The 23,228-nt window shown below is 48.1% G+C and carries 36 protein-coding genes; 2 read left to right on the top strand and 34 right to left on the bottom strand.

Annotated features, from left to right (window positions below; all coding sequences use genetic code 11):
• Window positions 1-46: 46 nt before the first annotated feature.
• The 3 genes from IQ270_RS13095 to IQ270_RS13085 all read right to left on the bottom strand — a co-directional run bounded on the left by IQ270_RS13095 (window position 47) and on the right by IQ270_RS13085 (window position 2,199).
• Window positions 47-994, bottom strand: coding sequence for a class I SAM-dependent methyltransferase (locus IQ270_RS13095; RefSeq protein WP_193973626.1), 948 nt, complete (start codon window positions 992-994; stop codon window positions 47-49).
• Between the two features lie 504 nt (window positions 995-1,498).
• Window positions 1,499-1,864, bottom strand: a complete 366-nt coding sequence (locus IQ270_RS13090) for a helix-turn-helix domain-containing protein (protein WP_293223811.1) — start codon at window positions 1,862-1,864, stop codon at window positions 1,499-1,501.
• A gap of 44 nt (window positions 1,865-1,908) precedes the next feature.
• Window positions 1,909-2,199, bottom strand: coding sequence for a helix-turn-helix domain-containing protein (locus tag IQ270_RS13085; protein ID WP_228056320.1), 291 nt, complete (start codon window positions 2,197-2,199; stop codon window positions 1,909-1,911).
• A 239-nt stretch (window positions 2,200-2,438) separates the two neighbouring features.
• On the opposite strand from IQ270_RS13085, the gene IQ270_RS13080 reads away from it, so the two are divergent.
• Window positions 2,439-2,867: a hypothetical protein gene (locus tag IQ270_RS13080; protein WP_193973624.1), complete on the top strand. Its 429-nt coding sequence runs from the start codon at window positions 2,439-2,441 to the stop codon at window positions 2,865-2,867.
• A gap of 16 nt (window positions 2,868-2,883) precedes the next feature.
• Here the strand turns inward: IQ270_RS13080 and prfA are convergent, their stop codons facing one another.
• The 31 genes from prfA to rplC form a co-directional block, all read right to left on the bottom strand.
• On the bottom strand, window positions 2,884-3,981 hold the full coding sequence (prfA, locus tag IQ270_RS13075) for a peptide chain release factor 1 (RefSeq protein WP_193973623.1): 1,098 nt from the start codon (window positions 3,979-3,981) through the stop codon (window positions 2,884-2,886).
• 309 nt (window positions 3,982-4,290) lie between these two features.
• Entirely contained in the window at window positions 4,291-4,599 is a 309-nt protein-coding gene (gene rpmE / locus IQ270_RS13070; RefSeq protein WP_193973622.1) for a 50S ribosomal protein L31, read from the bottom strand.
• A gap of 217 nt (window positions 4,600-4,816) precedes the next feature.
• Window positions 4,817-5,227 (bottom strand): 30S ribosomal protein S9, encoded by a 411-nt coding sequence (gene rpsI / locus IQ270_RS13065; RefSeq protein WP_106147490.1) that lies wholly within the window; start codon window positions 5,225-5,227, stop codon window positions 4,817-4,819.
• Window positions 5,227-5,682 (bottom strand): 50S ribosomal protein L13, encoded by a 456-nt coding sequence (gene rplM, locus IQ270_RS13060; protein WP_193973621.1) that lies wholly within the window; start codon window positions 5,680-5,682, stop codon window positions 5,227-5,229. Before rplM ends, rpsI begins: the two co-directional genes overlap by 1 nt.
• Window positions 5,683-5,834: 152 nt before the next feature.
• Window positions 5,835-6,677: a tRNA pseudouridine(38-40) synthase TruA gene (truA, locus tag IQ270_RS13055; RefSeq protein ID WP_193973620.1), complete on the bottom strand. Its 843-nt coding sequence runs from the start codon at window positions 6,675-6,677 to the stop codon at window positions 5,835-5,837.
• Between the two features lie 29 nt (window positions 6,678-6,706).
• On the bottom strand, window positions 6,707-7,057 hold the full coding sequence (gene rplQ, locus IQ270_RS13050) for a 50S ribosomal protein L17 (RefSeq protein ID WP_193973619.1): 351 nt from the start codon (window positions 7,055-7,057) through the stop codon (window positions 6,707-6,709).
• Window positions 7,058-7,195: 138 nt separating this feature from the next.
• Window positions 7,196-8,140: a DNA-directed RNA polymerase subunit alpha gene (locus IQ270_RS13045; protein ID WP_339384149.1), complete on the bottom strand. Its 945-nt coding sequence runs from the start codon at window positions 8,138-8,140 to the stop codon at window positions 7,196-7,198.
• Between the two features lie 174 nt (window positions 8,141-8,314).
• Complete coding sequence (rpsK, locus tag IQ270_RS13040) at window positions 8,315-8,713, bottom strand: 30S ribosomal protein S11 (RefSeq protein ID WP_006634980.1); 399 nt, start codon at window positions 8,711-8,713, stop codon at window positions 8,315-8,317.
• 84 nt (window positions 8,714-8,797) lie between these two features.
• Window positions 8,798-9,181 carry a 30S ribosomal protein S13 gene (gene rpsM / locus IQ270_RS13035; RefSeq protein WP_193973618.1) on the bottom strand — a complete coding sequence of 128 codons (384 nt, stop codon included), beginning with the start codon at window positions 9,179-9,181 and terminating at the stop codon, window positions 8,798-8,800.
• A gap of 83 nt (window positions 9,182-9,264) precedes the next feature.
• Window positions 9,265-9,378 (bottom strand): 50S ribosomal protein L36, encoded by a 114-nt coding sequence (rpmJ, locus tag IQ270_RS13030; protein WP_015178722.1) that lies wholly within the window; start codon window positions 9,376-9,378, stop codon window positions 9,265-9,267.
• 364 nt (window positions 9,379-9,742) lie between these two features.
• The gene (gene infA, locus IQ270_RS13025; protein ID WP_006276978.1) at window positions 9,743-9,967 is read right to left on the bottom strand and encodes a translation initiation factor IF-1; all 225 of its coding nucleotides are present in this window, start codon (window positions 9,965-9,967) and stop codon (window positions 9,743-9,745) included.
• A 413-nt stretch (window positions 9,968-10,380) separates the two neighbouring features.
• Window positions 10,381-10,962 carry an adenylate kinase gene (locus tag IQ270_RS13020; RefSeq protein WP_193973617.1) on the bottom strand — a complete coding sequence of 194 codons (582 nt, stop codon included), beginning with the start codon at window positions 10,960-10,962 and terminating at the stop codon, window positions 10,381-10,383.
• Between the two features lie 5 nt (window positions 10,963-10,967).
• Window positions 10,968-12,272 carry a preprotein translocase subunit SecY gene (gene secY, locus IQ270_RS13015; RefSeq protein ID WP_193973616.1) on the bottom strand — a complete coding sequence of 435 codons (1,305 nt, stop codon included), beginning with the start codon at window positions 12,270-12,272 and terminating at the stop codon, window positions 10,968-10,970.
• A gap of 102 nt (window positions 12,273-12,374) precedes the next feature.
• Window positions 12,375-12,821 (bottom strand): 50S ribosomal protein L15, encoded by a 447-nt coding sequence (rplO, locus tag IQ270_RS13010; protein WP_193973636.1) that lies wholly within the window; start codon window positions 12,819-12,821, stop codon window positions 12,375-12,377.
• Window positions 12,822-12,958: 137 nt separating this feature from the next.
• Window positions 12,959-13,504: a 30S ribosomal protein S5 gene (rpsE, locus tag IQ270_RS13005; RefSeq protein WP_193973615.1), complete on the bottom strand. Its 546-nt coding sequence runs from the start codon at window positions 13,502-13,504 to the stop codon at window positions 12,959-12,961.
• Between the two features lie 134 nt (window positions 13,505-13,638).
• Window positions 13,639-14,001 carry a 50S ribosomal protein L18 gene (gene rplR / locus IQ270_RS13000; protein ID WP_193973614.1) on the bottom strand — a complete coding sequence of 121 codons (363 nt, stop codon included), beginning with the start codon at window positions 13,999-14,001 and terminating at the stop codon, window positions 13,639-13,641.
• Window positions 14,002-14,003: 2 nt separating this feature from the next.
• Entirely contained in the window at window positions 14,004-14,552 is a 549-nt protein-coding gene (rplF, locus tag IQ270_RS12995) for a 50S ribosomal protein L6 (protein WP_106333885.1), read from the bottom strand.
• Between the two features lie 121 nt (window positions 14,553-14,673).
• Window positions 14,674-15,078 carry a 30S ribosomal protein S8 gene (gene rpsH / locus IQ270_RS12990; RefSeq protein ID WP_193973613.1) on the bottom strand — a complete coding sequence of 135 codons (405 nt, stop codon included), beginning with the start codon at window positions 15,076-15,078 and terminating at the stop codon, window positions 14,674-14,676.
• 22 nt (window positions 15,079-15,100) lie between these two features.
• Window positions 15,101-15,646, bottom strand: coding sequence for a 50S ribosomal protein L5 (gene rplE, locus IQ270_RS12985; RefSeq protein WP_193973612.1), 546 nt, complete (start codon window positions 15,644-15,646; stop codon window positions 15,101-15,103).
• 140 nt (window positions 15,647-15,786) lie between these two features.
• On the bottom strand, window positions 15,787-16,149 hold the full coding sequence (gene rplX, locus IQ270_RS12980) for a 50S ribosomal protein L24 (protein ID WP_228056318.1): 363 nt from the start codon (window positions 16,147-16,149) through the stop codon (window positions 15,787-15,789).
• A gap of 1 nt (window position 16,150) precedes the next feature.
• Window positions 16,151-16,519: a 50S ribosomal protein L14 gene (gene rplN / locus IQ270_RS12975; protein ID WP_193973611.1), complete on the bottom strand. Its 369-nt coding sequence runs from the start codon at window positions 16,517-16,519 to the stop codon at window positions 16,151-16,153.
• A 115-nt stretch (window positions 16,520-16,634) separates the two neighbouring features.
• The gene (rpsQ, locus tag IQ270_RS12970; RefSeq protein WP_193973610.1) at window positions 16,635-16,883 is read right to left on the bottom strand and encodes a 30S ribosomal protein S17; all 249 of its coding nucleotides are present in this window, start codon (window positions 16,881-16,883) and stop codon (window positions 16,635-16,637) included.
• A gap of 38 nt (window positions 16,884-16,921) precedes the next feature.
• The gene (gene rpmC / locus IQ270_RS12965) at window positions 16,922-17,230 is read right to left on the bottom strand and encodes a 50S ribosomal protein L29 (protein ID WP_193973609.1); all 309 of its coding nucleotides are present in this window, start codon (window positions 17,228-17,230) and stop codon (window positions 16,922-16,924) included.
• Between the two features lie 160 nt (window positions 17,231-17,390).
• Window positions 17,391-17,810 (bottom strand): 50S ribosomal protein L16, encoded by a 420-nt coding sequence (gene rplP / locus IQ270_RS12960; protein ID WP_193973608.1) that lies wholly within the window; start codon window positions 17,808-17,810, stop codon window positions 17,391-17,393.
• 114 nt (window positions 17,811-17,924) lie between these two features.
• The gene (rpsC, locus tag IQ270_RS12955) at window positions 17,925-18,653 is read right to left on the bottom strand and encodes a 30S ribosomal protein S3 (RefSeq protein ID WP_193973607.1); all 729 of its coding nucleotides are present in this window, start codon (window positions 18,651-18,653) and stop codon (window positions 17,925-17,927) included.
• A gap of 208 nt (window positions 18,654-18,861) precedes the next feature.
• The gene (gene rplV, locus IQ270_RS12950; RefSeq protein WP_193973606.1) at window positions 18,862-19,221 is read right to left on the bottom strand and encodes a 50S ribosomal protein L22; all 360 of its coding nucleotides are present in this window, start codon (window positions 19,219-19,221) and stop codon (window positions 18,862-18,864) included.
• A 98-nt stretch (window positions 19,222-19,319) separates the two neighbouring features.
• Window positions 19,320-19,592: a 30S ribosomal protein S19 gene (gene rpsS / locus IQ270_RS12945; protein ID WP_193973605.1), complete on the bottom strand. Its 273-nt coding sequence runs from the start codon at window positions 19,590-19,592 to the stop codon at window positions 19,320-19,322.
• Between the two features lie 99 nt (window positions 19,593-19,691).
• Entirely contained in the window at window positions 19,692-20,555 is an 864-nt protein-coding gene (gene rplB / locus IQ270_RS12940; RefSeq protein ID WP_193973634.1) for a 50S ribosomal protein L2, read from the bottom strand.
• 169 nt (window positions 20,556-20,724) lie between these two features.
• Window positions 20,725-21,033 carry a 50S ribosomal protein L23 gene (locus IQ270_RS12935; RefSeq protein WP_193973604.1) on the bottom strand — a complete coding sequence of 103 codons (309 nt, stop codon included), beginning with the start codon at window positions 21,031-21,033 and terminating at the stop codon, window positions 20,725-20,727.
• Window positions 21,026-21,658: a 50S ribosomal protein L4 gene (gene rplD, locus IQ270_RS12930; RefSeq protein ID WP_193973603.1), complete on the bottom strand. Its 633-nt coding sequence runs from the start codon at window positions 21,656-21,658 to the stop codon at window positions 21,026-21,028. Before rplD ends, IQ270_RS12935 begins: the two co-directional genes overlap by 8 nt.
• Window positions 21,659-21,848: 190 nt before the next feature.
• Window positions 21,849-22,484: a 50S ribosomal protein L3 gene (rplC, locus tag IQ270_RS12925; RefSeq protein WP_193973602.1), complete on the bottom strand. Its 636-nt coding sequence runs from the start codon at window positions 22,482-22,484 to the stop codon at window positions 21,849-21,851.
• A 546-nt stretch (window positions 22,485-23,030) separates the two neighbouring features.
• Here rplC and ndhN point away from each other — a divergent pair.
• Window positions 23,031-23,228, top strand: a 198-nt coding sequence (ndhN, locus tag IQ270_RS12920) for an NAD(P)H-quinone oxidoreductase subunit N (protein ID WP_193973633.1), incomplete at its 3' end; no start/stop codon positions are given.

Here is a 23,228-nt window from a genome sequence, read left to right as displayed (position 1 = left end):
CTAATACATTTTTTAAGCATCATCGACCGCAAACATTTTTCAAACATCAAACCGGACTATTTATTGCCTCAGCAACAATAGTCCGGTGTCGGACTGTATTGCAAGTGATTGTCGGCATTCCAAAACCAGAATCAACCAAAGCCTGCTGAATATCCAACCCAAAATACTGATCCAAATAAGGCTCCGTACTCTTGAGCAAAGTCAAAATATAAGGAGGCATTTTGGCATAAACTTCCGACTGAGGATTCATATCCATAATTGTCAAATGTCCGCCAACACGCAGCAAACGCCTCGCTTCCCGAAATACTTCCTTCGCAGCTTTCTGCGGCAACTCGTGACAAACCAGACAAATAGAAACTAAATCAAAAGCAGCCGCAGGTAAACCAGTAGATTCAGCAGCAGCGTGCACCCAAGTCGGAGATTTTTGCTGAGACAATTCAGATTTTCTTTGTTGAGAACGGTATTGAGCAACTGCTAAAAAATAAGGCGACAAATCAACACCGACAATCCTTGCTTCCGGGTAAACCTCTCCAAGCGCAAAGGTACTCATTCCTACGCTGCATCCCAAATCGACAATATCTTGCGGGGTTTTGGCAATTTGAGATTTAACGATTTCGTGATAGCTGGCGCGGAGTTTAGCATCGCCTTCTGCACCGGCTTCGGGCCAAATTCCCGCATGAACTGCACGGGCGGCAACTTCAACTTCTGTGGCGGCTTCCCAACTCATATTACCTTTTTCGTAGGCGTGAAATGAAGTTAGATAATATGGAGGGTAAACCAAATCGGGATTTTCTACGCTGAGCAATTCTGCATCCCAATTCCGGGCCAAAAGTGCTTGGGCTTCTTGTCGCCAATGCACTCCGATTTTTTCGGCTCTTCCAATCATCATTTCCCGCGCTTGGTGTTTGGCTAAGTCAGCCAAAGGTTTGATGGAGAGTACGCCATTTACTAAACGCGATGCCAATCCCGGAGTTGTGTTAACTGCAACAGTCATATTTTATGTTTTTCTATTTAGCGCTGGTCATTCTACCACGGTAACGTCATTAGGATATGCCTGCTTCATCAACTTGTTAGATTCGCGTTTGCAATGTTGTTGAGTCTCTGGGCGTTGCTGATTTACGGTATGAAAGACTAAATATGCCAATCATAGAAACCAGTACCCACAAAGCTTCTGGATTTTAAACTGATTTTTTTCATACCCTGATTAAGCAACGCCGGGTTTTTTACGAAAATAGTTCGTTGTCACCAACAGATTAGGTGAAAAACCCGGTTTCTTTGTCGGAGTGCGTAAGTCGATAAGGGCGATCGAACTCTACTTCGCAAAACGGGCCATCGCGATCGACTCTAACTCATTCCCCAGCAGCCTCAGCCGACGCAGCGCATCTATCCGCTGCCTTGCCAATTAGCGCCACCTGACTCAGAGGCAAAAACTGATTTGGATGTTCACGACTTAAAAGCTATGCGATCGTACCTACCAGTCTACTTACGAACAGATACATCAACTATATTTCCCAGACGACTCAGCAGCAGCAGCGAGCCTATCCATCACGGCTCTACCAATCACTGCCAACTCACTAATCGGCATACACTGAATTTTCTTCAGCAGCTCGTTGGTATTTACAGGTTCGGGCATTGGTTTACCTTCGAGATGAGCCATCAACTCTTCCATTGTAAAGCCCGCTTTTGCCGCAATCTGAGTCAAATTTTTCGTATCCGGGAGTACCTGGCCCTTTTCCCAATACTGAACAGCAGACCCAGAGACTCCCAATAGCCTACCAAAAGCGCTAAAACTCAGGTCGCCACGGGCTAGCTTAACAACTTCGCTCAGTTTCTTCCTAGCTTCTGCGTCCACAGTATTAGTCACCAGATCAACACAACTCCTAGTTTACAGATAAATTTGCCTCATATTCATTCTCCAGCAGCCTCAGCCGACGCAGCGAATCTATCCGCTACAGCTTTAGCAATTAGCGCCACCTGACTTAGAGGTAAAAACTGAATTTTTTTGACAATATCGTTAATTTCTGGTGCTTGCGAGACTGCATTACCATCCAAAATGCTGAGAAACTCTTCCAGCGAATAACCAGCTCTCGCAGCAATTTTAGCCAAGTTTTCCGTCTCTGGAACCGTATCGCCCCTTTCCCAAAGCTGAACAGCAGTCGCAGAAACGCCCAAAAGCTTGCCAAATGCTCGCTGACTCATTGTTCCACGAGCAGTTTTGATGATTTCACTAAGTTTTTGTCTATTTTGGATGTTCACAAGTTAAAAGCTACTCGACCGTACTTACAAGTAAACTGGTCAGTCTATAAATCATTATCATTCAATAGTTTATTCTTTGACTTGTCACGATTGACAAACAAGTAAGTTTAGTATAAAATTAAAAGTATAAATTTAGTAGCCCTGGATCTGAGTACCCCTCGCGATCCAGCAGTCAGAAAATAATGACTAATAGACGCACACAGAGGACACGCAACACCCGTCAAAGCCTCACAGCCTCCGGTTGGCTCAGACCCCAGCGCTGGCAAATCTCCAAAATAGAGGCGGCCGAAGCCCTGAGAATGCCCGTCAACCGCATAGTCAAAGTCTACCCCAAACAACATCAGGTAATAGTCGTTTATCTGAACAAGAAAGGACAAAAATGCAGTTCCTTTTTCAGCTACCGATTATTTGCCAGATGGGAGCAAGAGACGATCGCCACAATTGCCAGTTGTCGGAACCAGCAAACTCTCGCACCCCTAGAAATTATCGTACAGTACGACCTCGAACATTTCAAGTATCCCGTCCACAGCGCCGATGCAATTTGGGAAGCCCTCCTCAACCACATCCGTCAAGTCATCAGAGAACAAAGGCACACCCAAAAATGCGCCTAAGTTCCTCATCAACCCATCAATTAGAAGTAGAAGCAGCCAACTCGGCCAAACGTTCCTGCTGATCCTGAGAAATGCAAGTCTGAATAATCCCCTCAATATCACCTTCCAAAACAGTATTGAGCGAAAAATTCTCCCCCAAACGGTGGTCGGTAGCCCGATTATCCTTATAGTTATAAGTGCGAATCTTCTCCGATCGCGAACCAGTACCAACCTGAGCCAAACGCCGGGACTTCACCTCATCCTGCTGTTCCTGCAACTTAATCTCGTAGAGCTTAGCCCGCAAAATCTGCATCGCCCGCTCCTTATTCTGCAACTGACTGCGCTCCTGAGTACAGAAAATCCGAATCCCCGTCGGCTTGTGAAACAAATCCGCAGCAGTTTCCACCTTGTTCACATTTTGACCGCCAGCACCGCCCGATCGAGCCGTACTCATCTCAATATCCTTCGGATCGATGTGAATCTCCACATCATCCACCTCCGGCATCACAGCCACAGTCGCCGTCGAAGTATGAATCCTGCCGCCAGCCTCAGTTACAGGCACCCGCTGTACCCGGTGCACCCCAGCCTCAAACTTCAGCTTGCTATAAACGCTATCGCCCGTAATTTCCAGAATCACCTCTTTAAAGCCGCCCATGTCCGCCAGTGACTCGCTCACCAACTTCACCTGCCAGCCTTCAGTTTGAGCGTAGCGCGAGTACAGCCGCAGCAAATCACCCGCCCAAATACTAGCCTCATCTCCGCCAGTACCAGCCCGAATTTCCAGCATAATATTCTTGTCATCGTTCGGGTCGCGCGGTAGCAGCAACACCTTCAAACGACTTTCCAAATTTTCCAGCTTCGACTCAAGTTCCTCAACTTCCAGTCCAGCCATTTCTTGCATTTCGCGATCGCCAGCAGATTCCTTGAGCACCTGTCGCGCGCCCGCTAAATCATCAGTCGCGGTTTTCCAAAGAGCAAAAGTATCGACCACTTCCTCCAAGGACGATCGAGCCTTTGCCACCCGTTGAAACTCATAATTATCTCTAGCAACATCCGGGTCAGCCATGCGGCGAGTCAACTCATTAAAAGTTTGCTCTACCGACTTCAGTTTATCCAGCAAATAAGATTCAGCCATTGTCAGTTGTCCTCCATCAATCGATTTGAGATTTGAGATTTGAGATTTGAAGATTAGTTGGGATAGAATCTCGATCGAACTCAACTCGATCCAACTCAACTGCCTGCAAAGCAACTCTTCAATCTAAACACTCCCATCCGAGGGCGGATCGATTTGAGATTTGAGCTTTGAAGAGCAGTTAGGATAGAATGTCGATCGAACTTAACTGTCTGCATACCAACTCTTCAATCTAAAATCTCAAATCCGAGGGCGGTAAGTTGTCGGTAGAAAGAACTACTCTAAACAAACTGCGGACAAATGACAATCCGGCTACTTCTTCTTTTTGCCTTTAGCAGCAGCCTTAGCAGCATCCGCTTTCGGGTCTTCCATTTTCAGCGGGCCAGAAGAAGCATCTGCCTGCGGCATTTCCACTTCCGTCATGCCATATTTCCGCATAAAGCGTTCCACACGACCTTCAGTATCAATAATCTTCTGAGTCCCAGTATAAAAAGGATGATTTCCCGACCAAACATCAACTTGCAGCTTGGGTCTAGTAGAACCAACAGTCATCACAAGTTCCCCATTGCAATAAACCTGAGATTCGGGATACCACTCAGGGTGAATGCCATCTTTTGCCATTTTCTTTACTCTCTAATTTTTGACTTTACAACCATTTTAGCTCTTGCAGGACTTGTACACCACCAACAACAGCACCAATTTTGTCTTATACCTGTTGGAACCGGGAATCAGGAATCGGAAATAAACTTGAAAAAAAGGCAGATAAAATCTGAATGATTCTTGCCTTTTCCCTCTTCCTTCTTCCTTCTTCCCTCTTCCTTCTTCCTTCTTTGCTCGATTACCGTTTCGAGTATTGAGGAGCTTTCCGAGCTTTCCGCAAACCGTACTTTTTCCGTTCTTTTGCCCGCGGGTCACGAGTCAAATACCCCTCAGTCTTCAGAGGCTTGCGATTGTCCGGGTCTAATTGACAAAGTGCTCTAGCGACACCCAAGCGAATCGAGTCAGCCTGACCGGTCAAGCCACCGCCTTCGACTTTTACCAAAATATCGTACTCATTTTCCAGACCCAAAGTTTCCAAAGGAGCCTTAGCCAAAGCCAAATAAGTTGGGTTGAATTGCAGGTACAAATCCCCTTCTTTACCGTTGACAGTCAATATCCCAGTGCCGGGAACCAAACGTACCCGCGCTACGGAACACTTGCGACGACCAGTACCCCAGTACACCGCGCGGCCGGTATCTGTTGCTTGCATTACTCATTTCCTCCCGGAATCGTGTGAACAATTAACTCTTCAGGTTTTTGAGCTGCGTGCGGATGGTTAGGGCCAGCGTACACTTTCAGCTTAGTAAATAGTTGTCTGCCCAGAGAAGTGTGAGGCAGCATTCCTCGAATCGCTTCTTCCACAATTCTTTCGGGCAAACGTGCTTGCAATTTAGCAAAGGTTTCGGTTTTCATGCCGCCCGGTCTTCCAGAGTGGCGACGATAGATTTTTTGGGTGCGTTTTTTGCCAGTAACAGCGATTTTGTCAGCATTGATGACTATTACAAAATCGCCGGTATCCATTGAAGGAGTGTAAGTTGGTTTGTGTTTTCCCCGGAGGTACGTGGCAACTTCAGTTGCCAAACGACCGAGCCGTTGGTCGGCGGCATCGACCACGTACCACTTGTGCTCTAGGGAGTCTTGAGTAGGAACGTAACTTTTGTTCATTGTTAGTTGTCAGTTGTTAGTTGTCAATTGTCAGTTGCCAGTTGCCAGTTGTCAGTTGTTATTTGTTGGTTGTTGGTTGTTATTTGTTATTTGTTAGTTGTTGGTTGTTATTTGTTGCCAATAACTAATAACCAATAACTAATAACCAATAACTAATAACCAATAACTAATTTTGGCTGAGTGTCGTACCAGACATCTTGAGAAAAGGGAAAGTCTTGATAGCCAACTCGCAGCAGGCACAAACCTTGAGCGGGGGCGGCATATTTTACCATTTCTCGGCGTTCGTTGACCCAGATATCTGTAAAATTGTCGATCGCCCTAGACCCGCGACCCACCTGCACCAGCAAACCCACCAGCAGGCGCATCATCCCGTACAGAAACCCGCTCGCCTGAACCTCAATATAGATAAGAGGCCCAGAACGGTGACACTCTGCAGCTTGCACGTCCACCCAGGAATGGGGGCGCGCAGACCCCGCCCGGTGGAAAGCTGCCAGATGGTGCCGCCCGACTAGCGGTGCCATTGCTGCTTGAATCAAAGATTCATCCACAGGCGCGTGATAGTAATGCCAAGCAAAAGGACGCACAAATAAATTCGGGATCGGGTCTGTATAAAGGGTGTAGCGATAGCGCCGCCAACTGGCTGAGAACCGAGCGTGCCAGGTAGGTTCCACCTTTGCCGAAGCTCGAATTAAAATATCTTTTGCCAGTCGAGAGTTGAGAACGCTTGCCCAGCGGTGAGCCGGAATTGGACTGCTGGCATCAAAATGGGCTACTTGAGCAGCGGCGTGAACTCCCGCATCCGTTCTCCCGGCAGCGTGCAGCGTGACCGGGCCCTCCAGAACAGTCGATATTGCTGTTTCAATTTCTTCTTGTACTGTACGCTGGTTCGGCTGTCGCTGCCAACCGTGAAAGTTGGTACCGAGGTATTGGATCACCAGAGCAACGCGCTGCATCGATTTGGGGTTGTCGATTTCCGATTTGGGATTTTCAGTCATAAATCAAAAATATCCAACCCAAAATTGTATTAAACCAGTTCGACGATCGCCATTTCGGAATTATCTCCTTGGCGGGGGACAGTTCGCACTACGCGGGTGTAGCCACCGTTGCGCGAGCCGTACCGTTCTGCTGCTGCTTCAAACAAAGCGTGTACTAACTGTTTGTCGTACATATAGCCCATAGCTTGGCGGCGAGCGGACAAGGAGCCATCTTTGGCCAGGGTAATCATCCTGTCAGCCTCTGAACGCAGCGCTTTGGCGCGGGCGAGAGTGGTAGTGATTTTACCGTGGCGGATTAATTCGGTGGTCAGCGAGCGCAGTAGGGCGCGGCGCTGGTCAGCCGGTTTACTTAGTTGGGGAACGCGGCAGCGGTGACGCATAGTAGTTGGTTATTGGTAATTGGTTATTGGTAATTGGTAATTGGTAATTGGTAATTAGTAATTGGCTACGGGTGAAAAACTTTTTTCATTTTTGAGCCTGCTGCCAATTGCCATGACCCATTACCCATTACCCTTTGATTAACTTTTAGCTGATTTTTCCTGTGGTAAGGTAATGCCCAAGCGTTTTTGTAAAGCTTCAATCACTTCTTCAGCGGACTTCTGTCCGAAGTTTTTGATTTCGAGCAAGTCTTCTTGGGTATAATCCAATAAGTCAGCCACTGAGTTGATCTGAGCTCGCTTGAGACAGTTGTAAGCCCGGACTGACAACTGCAATTCTTCGATCGGAATTTGGCTTGTAGGATCTGCCTCACCTGGATACTCTGGTTTGAGAGAATCGTGGGTGATGTCTTTGAGAGGTGCAAATAAATCTACCAGGATATGGGCAGATTGACTCAGAGCTTCTTGAGGAGTGACGCTGCCGTCTGTCCAGATTTCCATAATCAGCCGGTCTTTCTCGACTGTCCCACCTACCCGAGCATCTTCAACGCTGTAGTTGACTTTGCGAATCGGCATAAAGATAGCGTCAATTTGGAGAAAATCCAAAGCCGACCCATCATCGCGACTGCGGTCTACTGCGCGGTATCCGATGCCTTTTTCGATTCTGAATTCCATTTCCAGAACAGATCCAGGGGAGAGAGTCGCAATGTACTGCGATTTATCGATCAATTCCACCTCAGAGGGCAAATCGAATCTATCGGCCGTCACAGTCACTGGCCCCTCAATCCGCAACCTGCCGATTTGTGGCTGCTGAGAATGAGTTTTGAGGACGACCTCTTTCATGTTCAGGAGAATTTCTAGAACATCCTCACGTACCCCTTCGATCGTAGCAAACTCGTGATTGACGCCCGCGATGCGGACTGAAGTTACTGCCGTTCCTTCCAAATTTGACAGCAGAACTCGCCGAAGCGCATTCCCGACAGTTGTTCCCTGACCGCGCGCGAGCGGCTCTAGGACAAACTTTCCGTACTGACTGCGGTCTTTGTCAGTGTTAGACTCTATACATTCAATTTGAAACTGCGCCACGGAGTGACCTCCCTTTTCCACTTTGGATTTTTGATTTGGGATTTTAGATTGCAGAGCATACCCCTGAACGGATTTCGGATTTTGGATGGACGGGGCAACAGTTAGAACCATTAGTTTTTGACTTTAAGCAGTTAGCCATGATCCAAAATCTAAAATCTAAAATCTCAAATCGTTTTAGACTCTACGCCGCTTGGGAGGGCGACAGCCGTTGTGAGGAATTGGAGTAACATCTCTAATCAGGGTAATTTCCAGTCCCGCCCCTTGCAGGGCCCGAATTGCAGTTTCTCGCCCTGCTCCGGGCCCGCTCACCATTACTTCGATTTGCCGCATTCCTTGGTCGTTAGCTCTGCGGGCTGCACTTTCTGCTGCTGTTTGAGCTGCAAAGGGAGTTCCTTTCTTCGCTCCTTTAAAACCGCTGGAACCTGCCGATGCCCAAGATATTACTTCGCCGTTAAGGTCAGTAATAGTCACAATTGTGTTGTTGAAGGTAGACTGGATGTAGCCTACCCCATTGGGTACATTCCGTTTCTGCTTTTTTGCACCAGATTTTTTGCCTGTTTGTTGTCGCGCCATATTAGTCTCTTTAACGTTTCTCTCAACTGATGTTCCGAAGCGCTAGGAGCCAGCAGCCCCCAGCGTAGTTTTCCCCATCCGAAGTTACTTCTTGGAAGGTGCTTTTTTCTTGCCCGCAACTGTTCGGCGAACGCCGCGACGGGTTCTGGCGTTGGTACGGGTTCGCTGGCCCCGCACAGGCAGACCCAAACGGTGACGCCGACCGCGGTAAGTCCCGATATCCATCAGGCGCTTGATGTTCATTGACTCCCAGCGCCGGAGGTCTCCTTCTATTTGGTAGGTGCTTTCTACGTGAGTCCGCAGAGCAGTCACGTCGGTCTCTGTTAAATCCTTGACGCGAGTGTCAGGATTTACGCCTGTTGCAGCGATGATTTCTTGGGCCCGCGACAGGCCTATTCCGAAAATGTATGTCAGACCTATTTCGACGCGCTTATCGCGTGGAAGGTCTACCCCGGCAATCCGTGCCACACTTTTTGTCTCCCTAGTTTTCCTGTTTGGCTACAATGTTGAATGAGGCGGCACTTGCGTGCAGTTCCCACTCTTTCTGTTTTCTAACCTTGGCGTTGTTTGTGTTTCGGGTTAGTGCATATCACCATCACTCGACCGCGACGGCGGATGACGCGACATTTCTCACAAATTTTTTTGACAGATGCTCGAACTTTCATCTTTCTTCCTGCCTGGAGAACCCCGCTCTACCGGATCTCAGACACGCTGGTCTGTAGAGCGGTGGGAGGAGAGGCTGGGCAAGGTGTAGGCCTCTCCTCGATTAAATTGTATTAAAGTACGGGTTGTTTCATGAAGGAACCCGCTTGCACCCACTCCCGTTGCTGGTGTAAAGTTCGCTGGCACAAAAATGTGGGCGATCGATAATTTTACGGCGTAGCAGTGACTTAGCCCAGTACATTGGTGGGTTGTTGACGCCCTTCTCGCCAACACTACAAACGTAGCATTATATCATGAATTTGAAGCTTTTTACCAAATTCTCTCTAATTAAACTTAAAATTAGTTTTTAGAAAGTTTTATCTAAGCCTATTTTTTCCGAAGGCGATATGTAATTCTGCCTTTGGTCAAGTCGTAGGGAGTTAATTCGACTTTGACGCGATCGCCCGGCAAAATCTTGATGTAGTTGCGACGGATCTTGCCGGAAATGTGAGCTAGCACGTTAAACCCATTATCTAGGTCAACGCGAAACATCGCATTGGGAAGGGATTCCGTCACTGTCCCTTCCATTTCAATTAAATCTTGCTTAGACAATTTGGTATTTACCTCAACTCTACATTTGATTAACTAGGAGTGTCCCGCGGAACCGCCTCAAAACCGATTTACTGGTAGGAGTCAGTCGATTTCAAAATTGAAGAATCGACTCTACAAATAAATCTGAAAGTTTTAACTTTCCTCTAAAATTTGGGAATCACTGCCACGATTGTCCGGGGATTGTATCCGTTTTGGGCCCGTCAAACGGGAAGGGGGGCAATTATTCAGGCGACTCGATCGACTTAAAAACTCAACTTTCTCGATCGCTTTAGCTTTACTCGAGTAAAGTTGTGGCAATTAGTATCGAGTTCAATCCTGTTTCTAGCAACCCTCACAAAACCTGATAGCACAAAAAGCTCCTAGTTAACATATCTTAGCAAAATTTGGTGAATAACAAGCTCTGTTGAGAGGGTTCAAGAGTCGCCAGACAGAGCTTGTTGCAGTTCTGCGGTGATTAATTCCATGTCGCGATCGCCATCAACCGCAACTAACTGTTCCCGCACGCTGTAAAACTCAATCAAAGGCTCAGTTTGCTCGCGATAAACTTGCAACCTGCGCCGGATCGTCTCCTCATTGTCATCCTGGCGGCCCCGCGACAGCAGGCGAGTCACCAAAACATTATCAGGTACGTCCAAATTGACAGCTCTGATATCGCACTCCTTACCAGACTTACCCCCAGCACCGCTAACATCACAGAGTAGCGTGTCAAAAAACGCTGCCTGTGCGACAGTGCGGGGAAAGCCGTCCAGAATCCAGCCTGCAGTTGCATCTGGTTGATCCATGCGTTCTTGGACGATCTCCATCAATAACTCGTCGGGAACCAATTCACCAGCATCCATATAGGCTTTCGCCTTTAGACCCAAGGCTGTTTTCGCCACCACGCAGGCGCGGAGGATGTCACCCGTAGAAATGTGGGGTATTTTCCAGAGAGCGGCTAAAAGCTGAGCCTGAGTTCCCTTTCCCGCCCCTGGAGGCCCCATAAAAATCAGTTGCATTGCGATTACTTCACCATTCCTTCATATCGTTGGGAGATGACGTAAGTTTGAATTTGCTTAGCAGTTTCGATCGCCACACCTACTAGAATTAGCAGGGAAGTTGCGCCAAAGCCTCTAAAAGTTTGCACTCCGATCGCACTTTCTACAGCCGTTGGTACAATTGCCACCAGACCCAGAAATATCGCGCCCAAGAAAGTCAAACGGTTCAAAACCTTCTCCACATAATCGCTGGTTTTCTGACCTGGACGAATCCCAGGAATACTGGCGCCCATTTTCTTCAAGTTCTGAGACATATCTACGGGGTTGACAATCAACGAAGCGTAGAAATAGCTGAAGAACAGAATCAAAGTCAGATAAAACAGCGCGTAAGCCCAAGGCGCCGGGCCATTCGGACTCAACACATTAGCAACTTGAACCAAAAACGGCTGATTGAGAGACTGAGCGAGGAAAGAAGGCACAATCAACACCGAAGATGCAAAAATAATCGGCATTACTCCGCCTTGATTCAAGCGCAGGGGTAGATAGCTGCGACTCTCCCGATAAACCTTGCGGCCGACCTGGCGGCGGGCAGAAATAATCGGAATCCGGCGAGTACCTTCCTGAACAAAAACAATCCCGACAATCGTCACCAAAAAGACCAGCAGCAGCACAATTACGCGGCCGACAATCGCGTTATCGCCACTTTGGGCCAACTCAAAAGTTTGTCCCAAAGAACGCGGCAAAACCGAGACAATGTTGATAAAAATCAACAGCGATGCTCCGTTCCCAATACCTCGCTCCGTGACTACTTCCGATATCCACATGACAAACATCGACCCTGCCGTCAGGGCCAAAGCAGTTTGTGCTATGAATAAAGGCGCTGGAGCTTGAGCAAAAGGGCTGACCCAAATCGCAATGCCAATGCTTTGCAGAATAGCCCAGCCTAAGGAAACGTAGCGAGTAATTTGAGAAATCTTGCGCCGCCCCGCTTCTCCTTCATTTTTCTGCAAGTCTTCTAAACTCGGCAGAGCCGCCGTTAGAAGTTGCACAATAATTGAAGCATTAATGTAGGGCAAAATCCCCAAGGCGAAAATCCCCAAAGCTGACAGGCCGCCTCCTGAAAACAAGTCCAGAAAGCCTATTAAAGGGCTATTTTGGACGTTTTGGGCAAAGGCAGCTCGATCGATACCGGGGACTGGCAAGTGGACACCTAGGCGCACTAAAATTAATAAGCCAAGGGTTACGAGGATGCGGCCCCGCAAACCAGCAGCTTGAGCCATCTGCATGAATGTCTCTTGTGCAGTTGGCGCTTTTTCTCTACTAACGTCCATAGTTACGATTTGGGATTTTAGATTTGGGATTTTCGACTAAATCATTTTCTGATAGCAAGCTTGAGGATTTGAGATTTGGACATTTTCTCAAACCTCAAATCTTCAGGCAATTAATTCGCAACTTCCGCCGGCGGCTTCAATTTTGGTGCGAGCACCTGCGGTAAAAGCCTTGGCGCGCACTTGCAGGGGCACATTGAGTTCGCCATCTCCTAAGATTTTCAGCGGCCCATCGTCAGTGGTGACAATTTTTGCTTCGATCAAAGAGGTGAGAGTAACTTCTGTGTTTGCTGGCAGCGATGCTAATTTACTTACATTAATGGTAGTGTACTCTTTGCGGTTGACGATCGGGAAGCTTTTGAGCTTGGGCAGGCGGCGGTAGAGAGGATTTTGACCGCCTTCAAAACCCGGTCTAGTGCCGCTACCGGCTCGAGATTTTTGACCGCGCATCCCTTTACCGGAACTCGCGCCTTGACCGGCAGAAATACCTCTGCCCAAGCGGCGCGGGCGTTTTGTGGAACCCGCTTTTGGTCGGGCGTCTTGCAATCTCATAGTTTTGGTAATTGGTAATTGGTAATTGGTAATTGGTAATTGGTAGTTTTGAGTTTTGAGTTTTGAGAAATGAAATTTTTTATTCAAAACTCAATACTTAATACTCAAAACTGACAATTCGTCCCGTTCCCTAGTCCTTAACCGTAGAGGTTTTCTACTGGAATTCCGCGTTCTTGAGCAACTTCGGACAAGGTGCGGAGGGTGGAGAGGGCGTTGACTGCTGCTCTGGCGTTGTTTAATGGGTTTCCAGAACCTAGCTGTTTGGCTAAGATGTTGCGGACTCCTGCTAGTTCGAGAACTGTTCGCACTGCTCCCCCTGCGATTACCCCTGTTCCAGGAGATGCCGGCCGCATCATGACTTTAGCTCCACCGCCGTCACCGTTGATGGGGTGAGGGATGGAGTTAGATTTGGTGAGTGGCACTTCAATTAGGTGCTTTTTGCCGTCAGCGACACCTTTTTTAACAGCACCGATTACGTCGCTAGCTTTGCCGACTCCGACTCCAACTTGACCGCGTTCGTTGCCGATAATGACTATGGCGCGGAAGCTGAGTTTTTTACCGCCTTTGACTACTTTTGTAACGCGGCGAATCTGAACAACCCGTTCTTGCCATTCGGATTCTTTTTCGCGTCCTTTGTTGTTGCTACTTTTTTTCTTGTTGCGCTGTTCTTTTTGTTCTGCCATAGTTTTGTCCTTTGGGGAATTGAGGATTATTAATTGGTAGTAGGTTCTGGAATTAACAATTAGGAATTAAGAATTTTGTTTTTGATTCTTTCTTCCTTCTTCCTTCTTCCTTCTTCCTTCTTCCTTCTTCCTTCCTAAAAGTCTAACCCGGCTTCGCGAGCTGCTTCTGCGAGGGCTTTAACGCGACCGTGGTAGAGGTTGCCTCCGCGGTCGAATACGACTCTGACTATGCCAGCGCTGGAACAGCGTTTGGCAATCAACTGACCGACTTTGGTGCTGGCGCTGCAGTTGTTTCCGGAAGTGAGTTCGGCTTTCAATTCGGGATCTAAGGTTGAAGCCGCTGCCAAAGTGTGCTGTGCCGTGTCGTCGATTACTTGGGCGTAGATGTGCTGGTCCGATCGAAATACGGCTAGTCTGGGACGTTCGGAGGTGCCGAATACCTTGCGGCGCACTCGGCGGTGTCTGCGATGGACTGATTCTTTGCGAGTAAGCTTCATGTCTACTTCTTACCTGTTTTGCCTGTTTTACCAGCTTTGCGCCGGACGACTTCGCCGCTGTAGCGAATGCCTTTACCCTTGTAGACTTCAGGGGGACGCACCGCGCGGATGCGGGCTGCTGTATTGCCTACGAGTTCTTTGTCAATGCCGGAGACAATGACGTTGGTGTTGCCTTCAACTGCCATTGTGATGCCTTCTGGAGGGGGCATTTCCACGGGCTTGCTGTAACCGACGTTTAAAATCAGGTTTCGTCCTTGAACCTGTGCCCGATAACCTGTGCCGATAATTTCCAGGCGGCGTTGAAAACCTTCTGATACACCTTCGACCATGTTGGCGACGAGGGTGCGACACAAGCCGTGCAGTTGACGGGCGACGCGAGATTCATCTCGGCGGGTGACGAGTAAAGTTTCGCCTTCGAGTCCCATCAGGATTTCTGCTGGTATGACTCGGGAAAGTTCACCTTTAGGGCCTTTGACGGCTACTTTTTGACCGTCTAGGGTGATTGTGACTTTCGTGGGGATGCTAATCGGACGCTTGCCAATTCGCGACATATTTTTTGTCCTTTGTTTTTAGTTATTAGTCCTTGATTGTTAGTCTTTAGTTATTAGTCCTTAGCGATCGATTTTGGAGTTTGTTGCCAATGATCGGTGACTAATGACTAATGACTAATGACTACCAAACATAACAAAGCACTTCACCGCCCAAACCTTGTCGTCGGGCTTCTCTATCGGTCATGATGCCGCTGGAGGTGGAGATAATGGCAATGCCTATTCCACCTAATACTCTGGGCAATTCTTTCCGGTTCGAGTAAACGCGCAGTCCTGGTTTGCTGACTCGTTTGAGTGCCGTGATAATGGGCTTGCGAGTTTTGCCTTTGTACTTGAGAGAAAGCACTAACTGTCGCTTTATCCCTTCTGGTTCGGCTTCTTCAAATTCGCTGATGAAGCCTTCGTTTTTGAGGACTTGGGCGATGCTACGGGTCATTTTTGTAGCTGGAATTTGTGTTGTTTGGTGGCGCGCCATGCAAGAATTGCGAATGCGCGTCAACATATCTGCTATGGTATCGTTAGCTGCCATCTTTTGCTTCTTACTCTAGTGCTTAGTTATCCCGGAACGGCATTCCCATTTCTTTAAGCAAAGCGCGTCCTTCTTCGTCGGTGTTTGCTGTGGTGATAATCGAAATGTCCATGCCTCGAATTTGATCGATGCTGTCATATTCTATTTCTGGAAAGATGAGCTGTTCTCTCAGACCCAAGCTGTAGTTGCCGCGACCGTCGAAGCTTTTGGGACTGATGCCCCGGAAGTCGCGGATTCGGGGTAGTGCTAGGTTGATCAGCCGATCGAGAAAATCGTACATCCGATCGGCTCGCAGCGTCACCATAACGCCTACGGGTACTCCTTTGCGGATTTTGAAGCCGGCGATCGCTTTTTTCGCCCGCGTCACCACTGGTTTTTGTCCGGTGATGATGCCAATTTCGTTGATGGATGAATCTAGTGCCTTAGCATTTTGAGATGCTTCTCCCAAACCGCGGTTCACGGTGACTTTGACGAGTTTGGGAACCTGATGGATATTAGTATATTTAAACTGATCCATCAGTTTCGGAACAATTTTTCCTTGATAAAGAACTTTGAGTTTGTCCGGCATAGTTTTTGTGTTTCGTTGACTTTCCCTGGGCTTGGTCAGGGATTTGTTCTTTGTCAGTTGTCGGCTGTCAGTTGTCGGTTGCCAGTTGTTAGTTGTTATTTGTGGTCAATAACCAATAACCAATAACCAATAACCAATAACTAATTATCGATGATTTCTCCGGTTTTTTTGAGCTGTCGCAGTTTCCGACCATCTTCACTAAATGTATAGCAAACGCGGCTGGCGATTTTCTCTTTTTCGGAATAGTGCATGACATTTGAGCTGTGAATGGGAGCCTCAAAGGTGACTATTTTTCCTGACTCTCCCTCTTGCTGGGGCTTGACGTGCTTGGTGATGATGTTTACACCTTTAACAATTACTTTGCTGGCTTTAGGATATGTCTTTAAGATTTCTCCGACTTTTCCTTTTTCTTTGCCAGTAATTATTTGCACGGTGTCGCCTGCTTTGACGTGCATTCTGTAGCGCTGCGGTTCGCTAGTTGCTTTACCCTTTTTTCCGTACATTTTAAAGTACCTCCGGGGCTAAGGAAACGATTTTAGTAAAGTTTTTGTCGCGCAGTTCGCGGGCGACTGGACCGAAAACGCGAGTGCCTTTGGGGTTGCCTTCTGGATTGATAATGACGGCGGCGTTGTCGTCAAAACGAATGCTCATGCCGCTGTCGCGACGCAAGGCTTTGCGGGTTCTGACAATGACGGCTCTGACGACATCGGATTTTTTGACGGCCATATTGGGGATGGCGTCTTTGACGACGGCAATGATGACATCGCCGACTCCGCCGTAGCGGCGGTTGCCGCCTCCCAATACGCGGATGCACATTAGTTTGCGGGCTCCGCTATTGTCGGCGACATTGAGGTATGTCTGGGGTTGAATCATGGTGATTGTTGAGTGTTAACTGTTAACTGTTGACTGTTAACTGTTGACTGTTGACTGTTGACTGGTAGTTGATTGTTAATTTTCGATCGGACGATCGCGAGATCGCAATTAACTGTTAGGCGTTTTTTGTCCCAAAAATCTCAGCAACCGTCCAGCGTTTGGTTTTGCTCAAGGGGCGAGTTTCAGTGATGCGGACGCGATCGCCCGATTTGCACTGATTTTCTGCGTCGTGAGCTTTGTACCGTTTGGTGCGGACTACGATTTTGCCGTACTTGGTGTGGGAGGAGCGGTTTTCGATCGCTACCACGACGGTTTTATCCATCTTGTCGCTGACTACTACGCCAACTCGTTCTTTAACTGCCATAGCTACCTATCTTTGTTGTGCAATTGAGTTTTTTTGAACTATTGTGCGATCGCGGGCTCGGCTGCTTCTGTCTCTGGGCTGACTGCCGTTGCAGCAGGCTGTTCGGCTGATTGGGCTGCGGCTTTTTCGGCTGTAGCTTTTGCATCGGCTGCGATTTGGCGCTCGCGTTCAACTGTCATTAATTGAGCGAGCCGATGTTTGGCGTGCTTGAACAGGTGAGGCTTTTCCATGCGGCCGGTAGCTTGCTGGAGCCGCAGTTCCATTAGTTGGCGCTTGACGGCTAAAATTTGCTCTGCTACTGCTGCATCGCTTAATTCTCTAGCTTCTTTAATTTTGGTCAAAGACATAGTTGTGTGATTTATCGTGAGCTATCGGATAGCGTGAAGACAGAATTGTCTAGATACTGAAAGTCGCAAGAAATAAAAGTTGTCTAGGTCAGATTTTAAATTGCTGTAGCCGTTTAAAATTATGACGGATGCCGACCTACTTTTACTGCGGCGATTGTCGCTATGATTGGTCTCCTTCGCGGGTGATGAACTTGGTTTTAATCGGTAATTTGAAGGATGCCAAACGCATTGCTTCGCGGGCAGTTTCTTCGTTTACGCCACCAATTTCAAACATGATCCGGCCTGGTTTGACGACGGCAACCCAAAATTCTGGTGCGCCTTTACCGGAACCCATCCGGGTTTCTGCGGCGCGCTGGGTGACTGGTTTGTCGGGAAAAATACGAATCCAGATTTTGCCGCCCCGGCGGATATAGCGGGTCATGGCGCGCCGTCCGGCTTCTATTTGGCGGGAAGTGATCCAGGCGGGTTCGATTGCTTGGAGCGCGAAGTCGCCAAAGCTAACTGTGTTGCCGCGGGTGGATTGACCGCTCATTCGCCCGCGCTGTTGTTTGCGGAATTTTGTTCTTTTAGGGCTTAACATGGCTTTGGGAGTTGGGTAATTGGTAATTGGTAATTGGTAATTGGTGATTGCTAATTGCTAATTGGTTTGGCACAACTGACACTTAACAAGTGACAACTAACAGTTAACAATTAGTTAGCCTTCGTTCGATCGATCTTCAAAGTTCTGGCGGCGACGCTTTTGTTTAGTCCGGGGTACTGCTGCATTTGGTGCAGATTCTTGTTCTTGTCCGGGAATAATTTCGCCTTTGAAAACCCAAACTTTAATGCCCAGAATACCGTAGATGGTTTGAGCGGTGCAGCAGGAGTAGTCGATGTCGGCCCGCAGGGTGTGCAGGGGGACTCTGCCTTCGCGCGTCCATTCGGTACGGGCGATTTCTGCACCGTTGAGCCGTCCGCTGACTTGAATTTTGATGCCTTGGATGCCGACTTTTTGGGCGCGGGTGATTGCTTGGCGCACGACTCGGCGGAAGGATACGCGCCGTTCTAGTTGCTGGGCAATATATTCTGCGATCAGCGTGGCATCTGCGTCTACGCGCTGAACTTCGACTACGTTGATGCGGATTTGGCGGTTGTTGCCGAGTAGTTGCTGCAAACCGACGCGCAAAGTTTCGATACCGGCTCCGCCGCGGCCTACGACAACGCCTGGTCTGGCGGTGAAGACTTCTAGGTCGATTTGATCGGCTTTCCGTTCAATTCTGACCGAGGAAATGCCTGCATTGCTGAGGGTTTTGCGGACGTATTTGCGGATTTTGGAGTCTTCTTGCAACAGTTCTGGATAGTTTTTCGGGTCAGCAAACCAGCGAGAGCGGTGTTCTTGGGTAATGCCGAGACGAAAACCAATTGGATGTATTTTTTGGCCCATAATATTTGATGAGTTAATTGGTAATTGGTAATAGGGAAGGAAGAAGCAAGAAGCAAGACTTTAGTTATGGTCGGGAGAGAAGGAAGAAGCAAGAGGTAAAAAACAACTGTCTGCCACTCCTTGATTTCCGTTCCTTGAAGTAAAGTAATTGGCGATTACCTATTTTTTCAACTTTAAGCTGTTTATTACCTATTACGTTTTCCCTGGTTTAGTCCTCTAGGAGCGGAGCTACTATTACGGTGATGTGACAAGTTGGCTTGCGGATTTGGTAGGCGCGACCTTGAGCGCGGGGTCTGAAGCGCTTGAGGACTGGGCCTTGGTCTGCGTAAGCTTGAGAAACTACTAGCTTGGTTTTGTCGAGTCCTGCGTTGTGTTCGGCGTTGGCTACTGCCGATCGCAAAACTTTAACTATCGGTTCGCAGGCGCGGTAGGGCATGAATTCGAGGAGAATCAGTGCTTCTTGATAGCTTTTGCCGCGAATTTGGTCGAGAACTCGGCGCACTTTAAATGGTGAAGTTCTGATGTAACGGGCGATCGCCTTAATTTCGGATGTGGTATCTATAACCATTTCGATTTGGGTAAGTAGGTAATTTGTAATTGGGAAAAAGGTAATTTGTAATTGGGAAAAAGTTTGTCCTATTACCTATTACCTGTCACCTAATTCCGCTATCTTTTTGCCTTTTTATCACTGTGACCTCTAAAGGTGCGAGTCGGAGCAAATTCTCCTAATTTGTGACCTACCATTTGGTCTGTGAGGTAGACTGGGAGGTGCTGTCTGCCGTTGTGAACTGCGATGGTGTGACCTACCATTTGTGGCAGTATTGTGGAAGAGCGCGACCAAGTTTTAATTACTTGTTTTTTGCCTTCGGCGTTGAGTTTTTCGATTTTTGTCAGCAGGTGGTCTGCTACAAAAGGGCCTTTTTTTAGCGATCGAGACATGGTTTTTTTAGTGAGTCAGTTGTCAGTTGCCAGTTGTCAGTTATCATCTGTCGGTTGTCAATCAATAAAAACTAATGACTTCGGACTGATGACAACTGATTAACTTTGTCTGCCGCCCTTACCGCGCTTGGAAGATTTGCGACGGCGCCGGACGATTAAATCGTCGCTGCGCTTGTTTTTCTTGCGGGTTTTGGCACCCAATGCTGGTTTGCCCCAAGGGGTAACTGGGCCCGATCGCCCGATGGGCGCTCTGCCTTCGCCGCCGCCGTGCGGGTGGTCTACCGGGTTCATGACGCTACCGCGAACGGTGGGTCTGCGGCCTTTCCAGCGGGTGCGGCCGGCTTTGCCGAGGCTGATGTTTCTGGCGTCTGTGTTGCCGACTTGACCGATGGTGGCGTAGCAGTCGGCGCGGACTTTGCGCTGTTCGCCGGAGGGCAGTTTGAGGGTGACGTAGCTACCTTCTTTTGCCATTAGCTGAGCGCTAGAGCCTGCGGAACGCACGATTTGTCCGCCTTTTCCCGGTACTAGCTCGACGTTGTGGATGCTGGTACCGAGGGGAATGTTCTTCAGGGGGAGAGCGTTGCCGATTTCGATCGGCGCGTCAGGGCCTGAGACAATTACTGTGCCGACGGCTAAGTTGAGGGGGTGCAGGATGTACCGTTTTTCGCCGTCTTTGTAGAACACGAGGGCGATGCGGGCGTTGCGGTTGGGGTCGTATTCGATCGCCTTGACGGTAGCAGGAATGCCGTGTTTGTCGCGGCGGAAGTCGATGTCTCTATAAAGCCGTTTGTGACCGCCTCCCCGGTGGCGGCAGGTGATAACGCCTCGGTTGTTGCGGCCTTGTTTGGTGTGCTTGTTGCTGGTTAGAGACTTTTCTGGTTCTGACTTGGTAATTTCAGCAAAGTCCGAGACGGTTTTTTCTCGGGTGCTGGAGGTATAAGGTCGGTAAGAACGAATGCCCATAATTTGGTAATCGGTAGTTGGTAATTGGTAATTTGTAATTGGCAAAAAGGTAATTGGCAAAAAGGTAATTGGTAATTAGAAGTTGTGAACTTTGAATTCATTTTTCATACTTTTAATTTACCGATTACCGATTAGCGACTACCCATTGCCGATTACCTATTACTAAATTTTAAACTTCTGGGAATAGCAGTTTGCGGATCGAGTCTCCGTCGGTGAGAGTTACTGTTGCTCGCTTGTAACCCGGTTTAAAGCCGACGAATTTACCAACTCGGCGCTTTTTGCGCGGCGGGTTTTGGGTGTTTACGCCGATGACTTTAACCTTAAATAGCTCTTCGATTGCTGCTTTGATTTGAGGCTTTGTCGCTTTTGGGGCTACATCGAATGTGAATTGATTTAATTCCATCATTCGGGTGGCTTTCTCGGTGAGAATCGGACGCTGGATCAAATCTGCGTAGTCGCGGGGGTCGATTTTACTCACCGTAAATCTCCTGAATTTTTGCTATGGCTGTAGAGGTGACGATAATTTTGTCAGCGGCGAGAACGTCGTAAACATTTAGGGACGTTGCCAAGATGACGTTTACTAATTCGATATTGCGTCCTGACAAGTAGACGTTAAGTTGCGGTTCTGGCAAGATTAACAGAACTTTTGTATCCGGTTCGATGCCCCAACGGGCGATCGCACTCAGCAGTTCTTTGCTTTTCGGTCTGGGAAATTGCTCTGCAAATTCTTCAACCACAATCATGTCATCGGTGCGACTTTGGAATGCTGTCCGCAAAGCGAGGCGGCGTTCCTTTTTGTTCATCTTGATTTCAAAGTCTCTCGGTTTGGGTCCGAAGATGACACCGCCGCCCCGCCACAGCGGAGAACGGATTGAACCTGCTCTGGCTCGACCGGTGCCTTTTTGACGCCAGGGTTTGCGGCCGCCGCCTCTGACTTCCGATCGAGTTTTGGTGCAAGCATTTCCTTGACGGGCGTTTGCCATTTGCCGTCTCAGAGCTCTGTGAACCACGTGAGACGCATTTTCTTCTTTGGCTACACGAAGCTCTAAAGTTGTTTCCCCAACTTCTTCGCCTTGCCAATTTCGCACTACACAATTAACCATATTTTTTGTCCTTTGTCTGTTGTTAGTTGTCTGTTATTAGTTGTCTGTTGTCTGTTTTTAGTGTTCAGTTGTCTGTTGCCTGTTTTTAGCTCTTAGTTTTCAGCTTTGACTTTTCAGCTTTTAGTTCTTAGTTATTGCTGATTACTAACCGCCAACTAATGACTGCTGACTACTGACTACTGACTACTGACTAACGTCCTACTTTTTTCTCAGGCACAACATTGACTAAGGCGCCGGCTTTTCCGGGAACAGCTCCCTTGATTAGCAACAGATTCTGCTCTGCATCCACCCGGACTATCGTGAGTTTGCGGACGGTGACTTGAACGTTGCCCATCCTTCCTGCCATTCTTTTGCCGGGATAGACGCGCCCCGGAGTTGTTCCAGGTCCGATCGATCCGGGTTCGCGGTGATTTTTGGAACCGTGAGACATCGGACCGCGTTTGAAGTTGTGGCGCTTTTGAAAGCCTGCAAAACCTTTACCGATGCTTGTACCGATGACATCTACTAACTGTCCGGGCGTAAAAGTATCTGCTTTTAGTTGTTGACCTAATTCAAAGGAACTGGTGTCTTCCAAGCGGTATTCGTGCAAGTGGCGCAACGGATTCGCCCCCGACTTGGCAAGGTGTCCCAATTCTGGCTTGTTGAGAGCCTTTGGTTTAACTTCGCTATATCCAACTTGAACGGCACCGTAGCCGTCAGTTTGTTTTGTTTTGATTTGAGTTACTGTACAAGGCCCTGCTTGTATGACGGTGACGGGGATTGCTCTTCCTTCAGCGTCAAACACTTGAGTCATGCCTAGTTTTGTACCAAGAATGCCTACAGACACGGATTTTTTTCCTTTTATTTACGCAAGAGGTTTCGGATTGCTTGGTTTAAGTCAATCCGCTTGCTCTTGTGCAGAAACATTTATTTCAGTGTTCCTGCAATTAACTGTTATCAACCAACAGCTTTCCTCGGTGTTTAAAATTTGTGTTTTAAATTTGGGAGCGAGCTTGTGGAAGTCTTGCAAGGGTTGAGATTCGAGGCTTTTTACCTGTTCGATCTCCGAGTTTTGTCTCGGTCTTGCTTTTTTGTGCCAGGACTTGAGCGGCAAGCTACTCAGTATCCTTTACGGCGACAACTCAAAATAGTACATGAAGTGTTTGCAGTTTGTCAAGGCCGCTGTGGATAACTTTTTGAATTGTGCAGTCACCAGAAACCTGGTTTTTTGACGACTATACTTGCTCAAAACCTTCGCTCAAGGTTAAAAACCCGGTTTCTCGATCGGAATGCGTCCCGGACTAAACTTTTGGCCCTCTCTTGAGGATTTATAATGTTTCAAGCTCGCTCTGTTGCGATCGACCAAATTTTAAACTGCAGGCAAGACAAATTTATGGGACTGATTACAACTGGTTCAGATATGATTCGGGATTTGGAAAAGTCGGGGTCCCTGGCCCTGTACGTTCCCTTAGAGGGAGGATTTGAGGGCCGCTACCTGCGGCGGCTGAGGGCTAAAGGCTATGGTGCGTACACGATTACGGCGCGGGGTTTGGGCGATTTGGGGATGTATTTGACCTGTCTCTTATACACA

The sequence above is a fragment of the Microcoleus sp. LEGE 07076 genome, assembly GCF_015207455.1.
GTDB lineage: Bacteria > Cyanobacteriota > Cyanobacteriia > Cyanobacteriales > Microcoleaceae > Microcoleus.
Note: the sequence above shows the minus strand (reverse complement) of the source record. Positions and strands in the feature narration are given on the sequence as shown.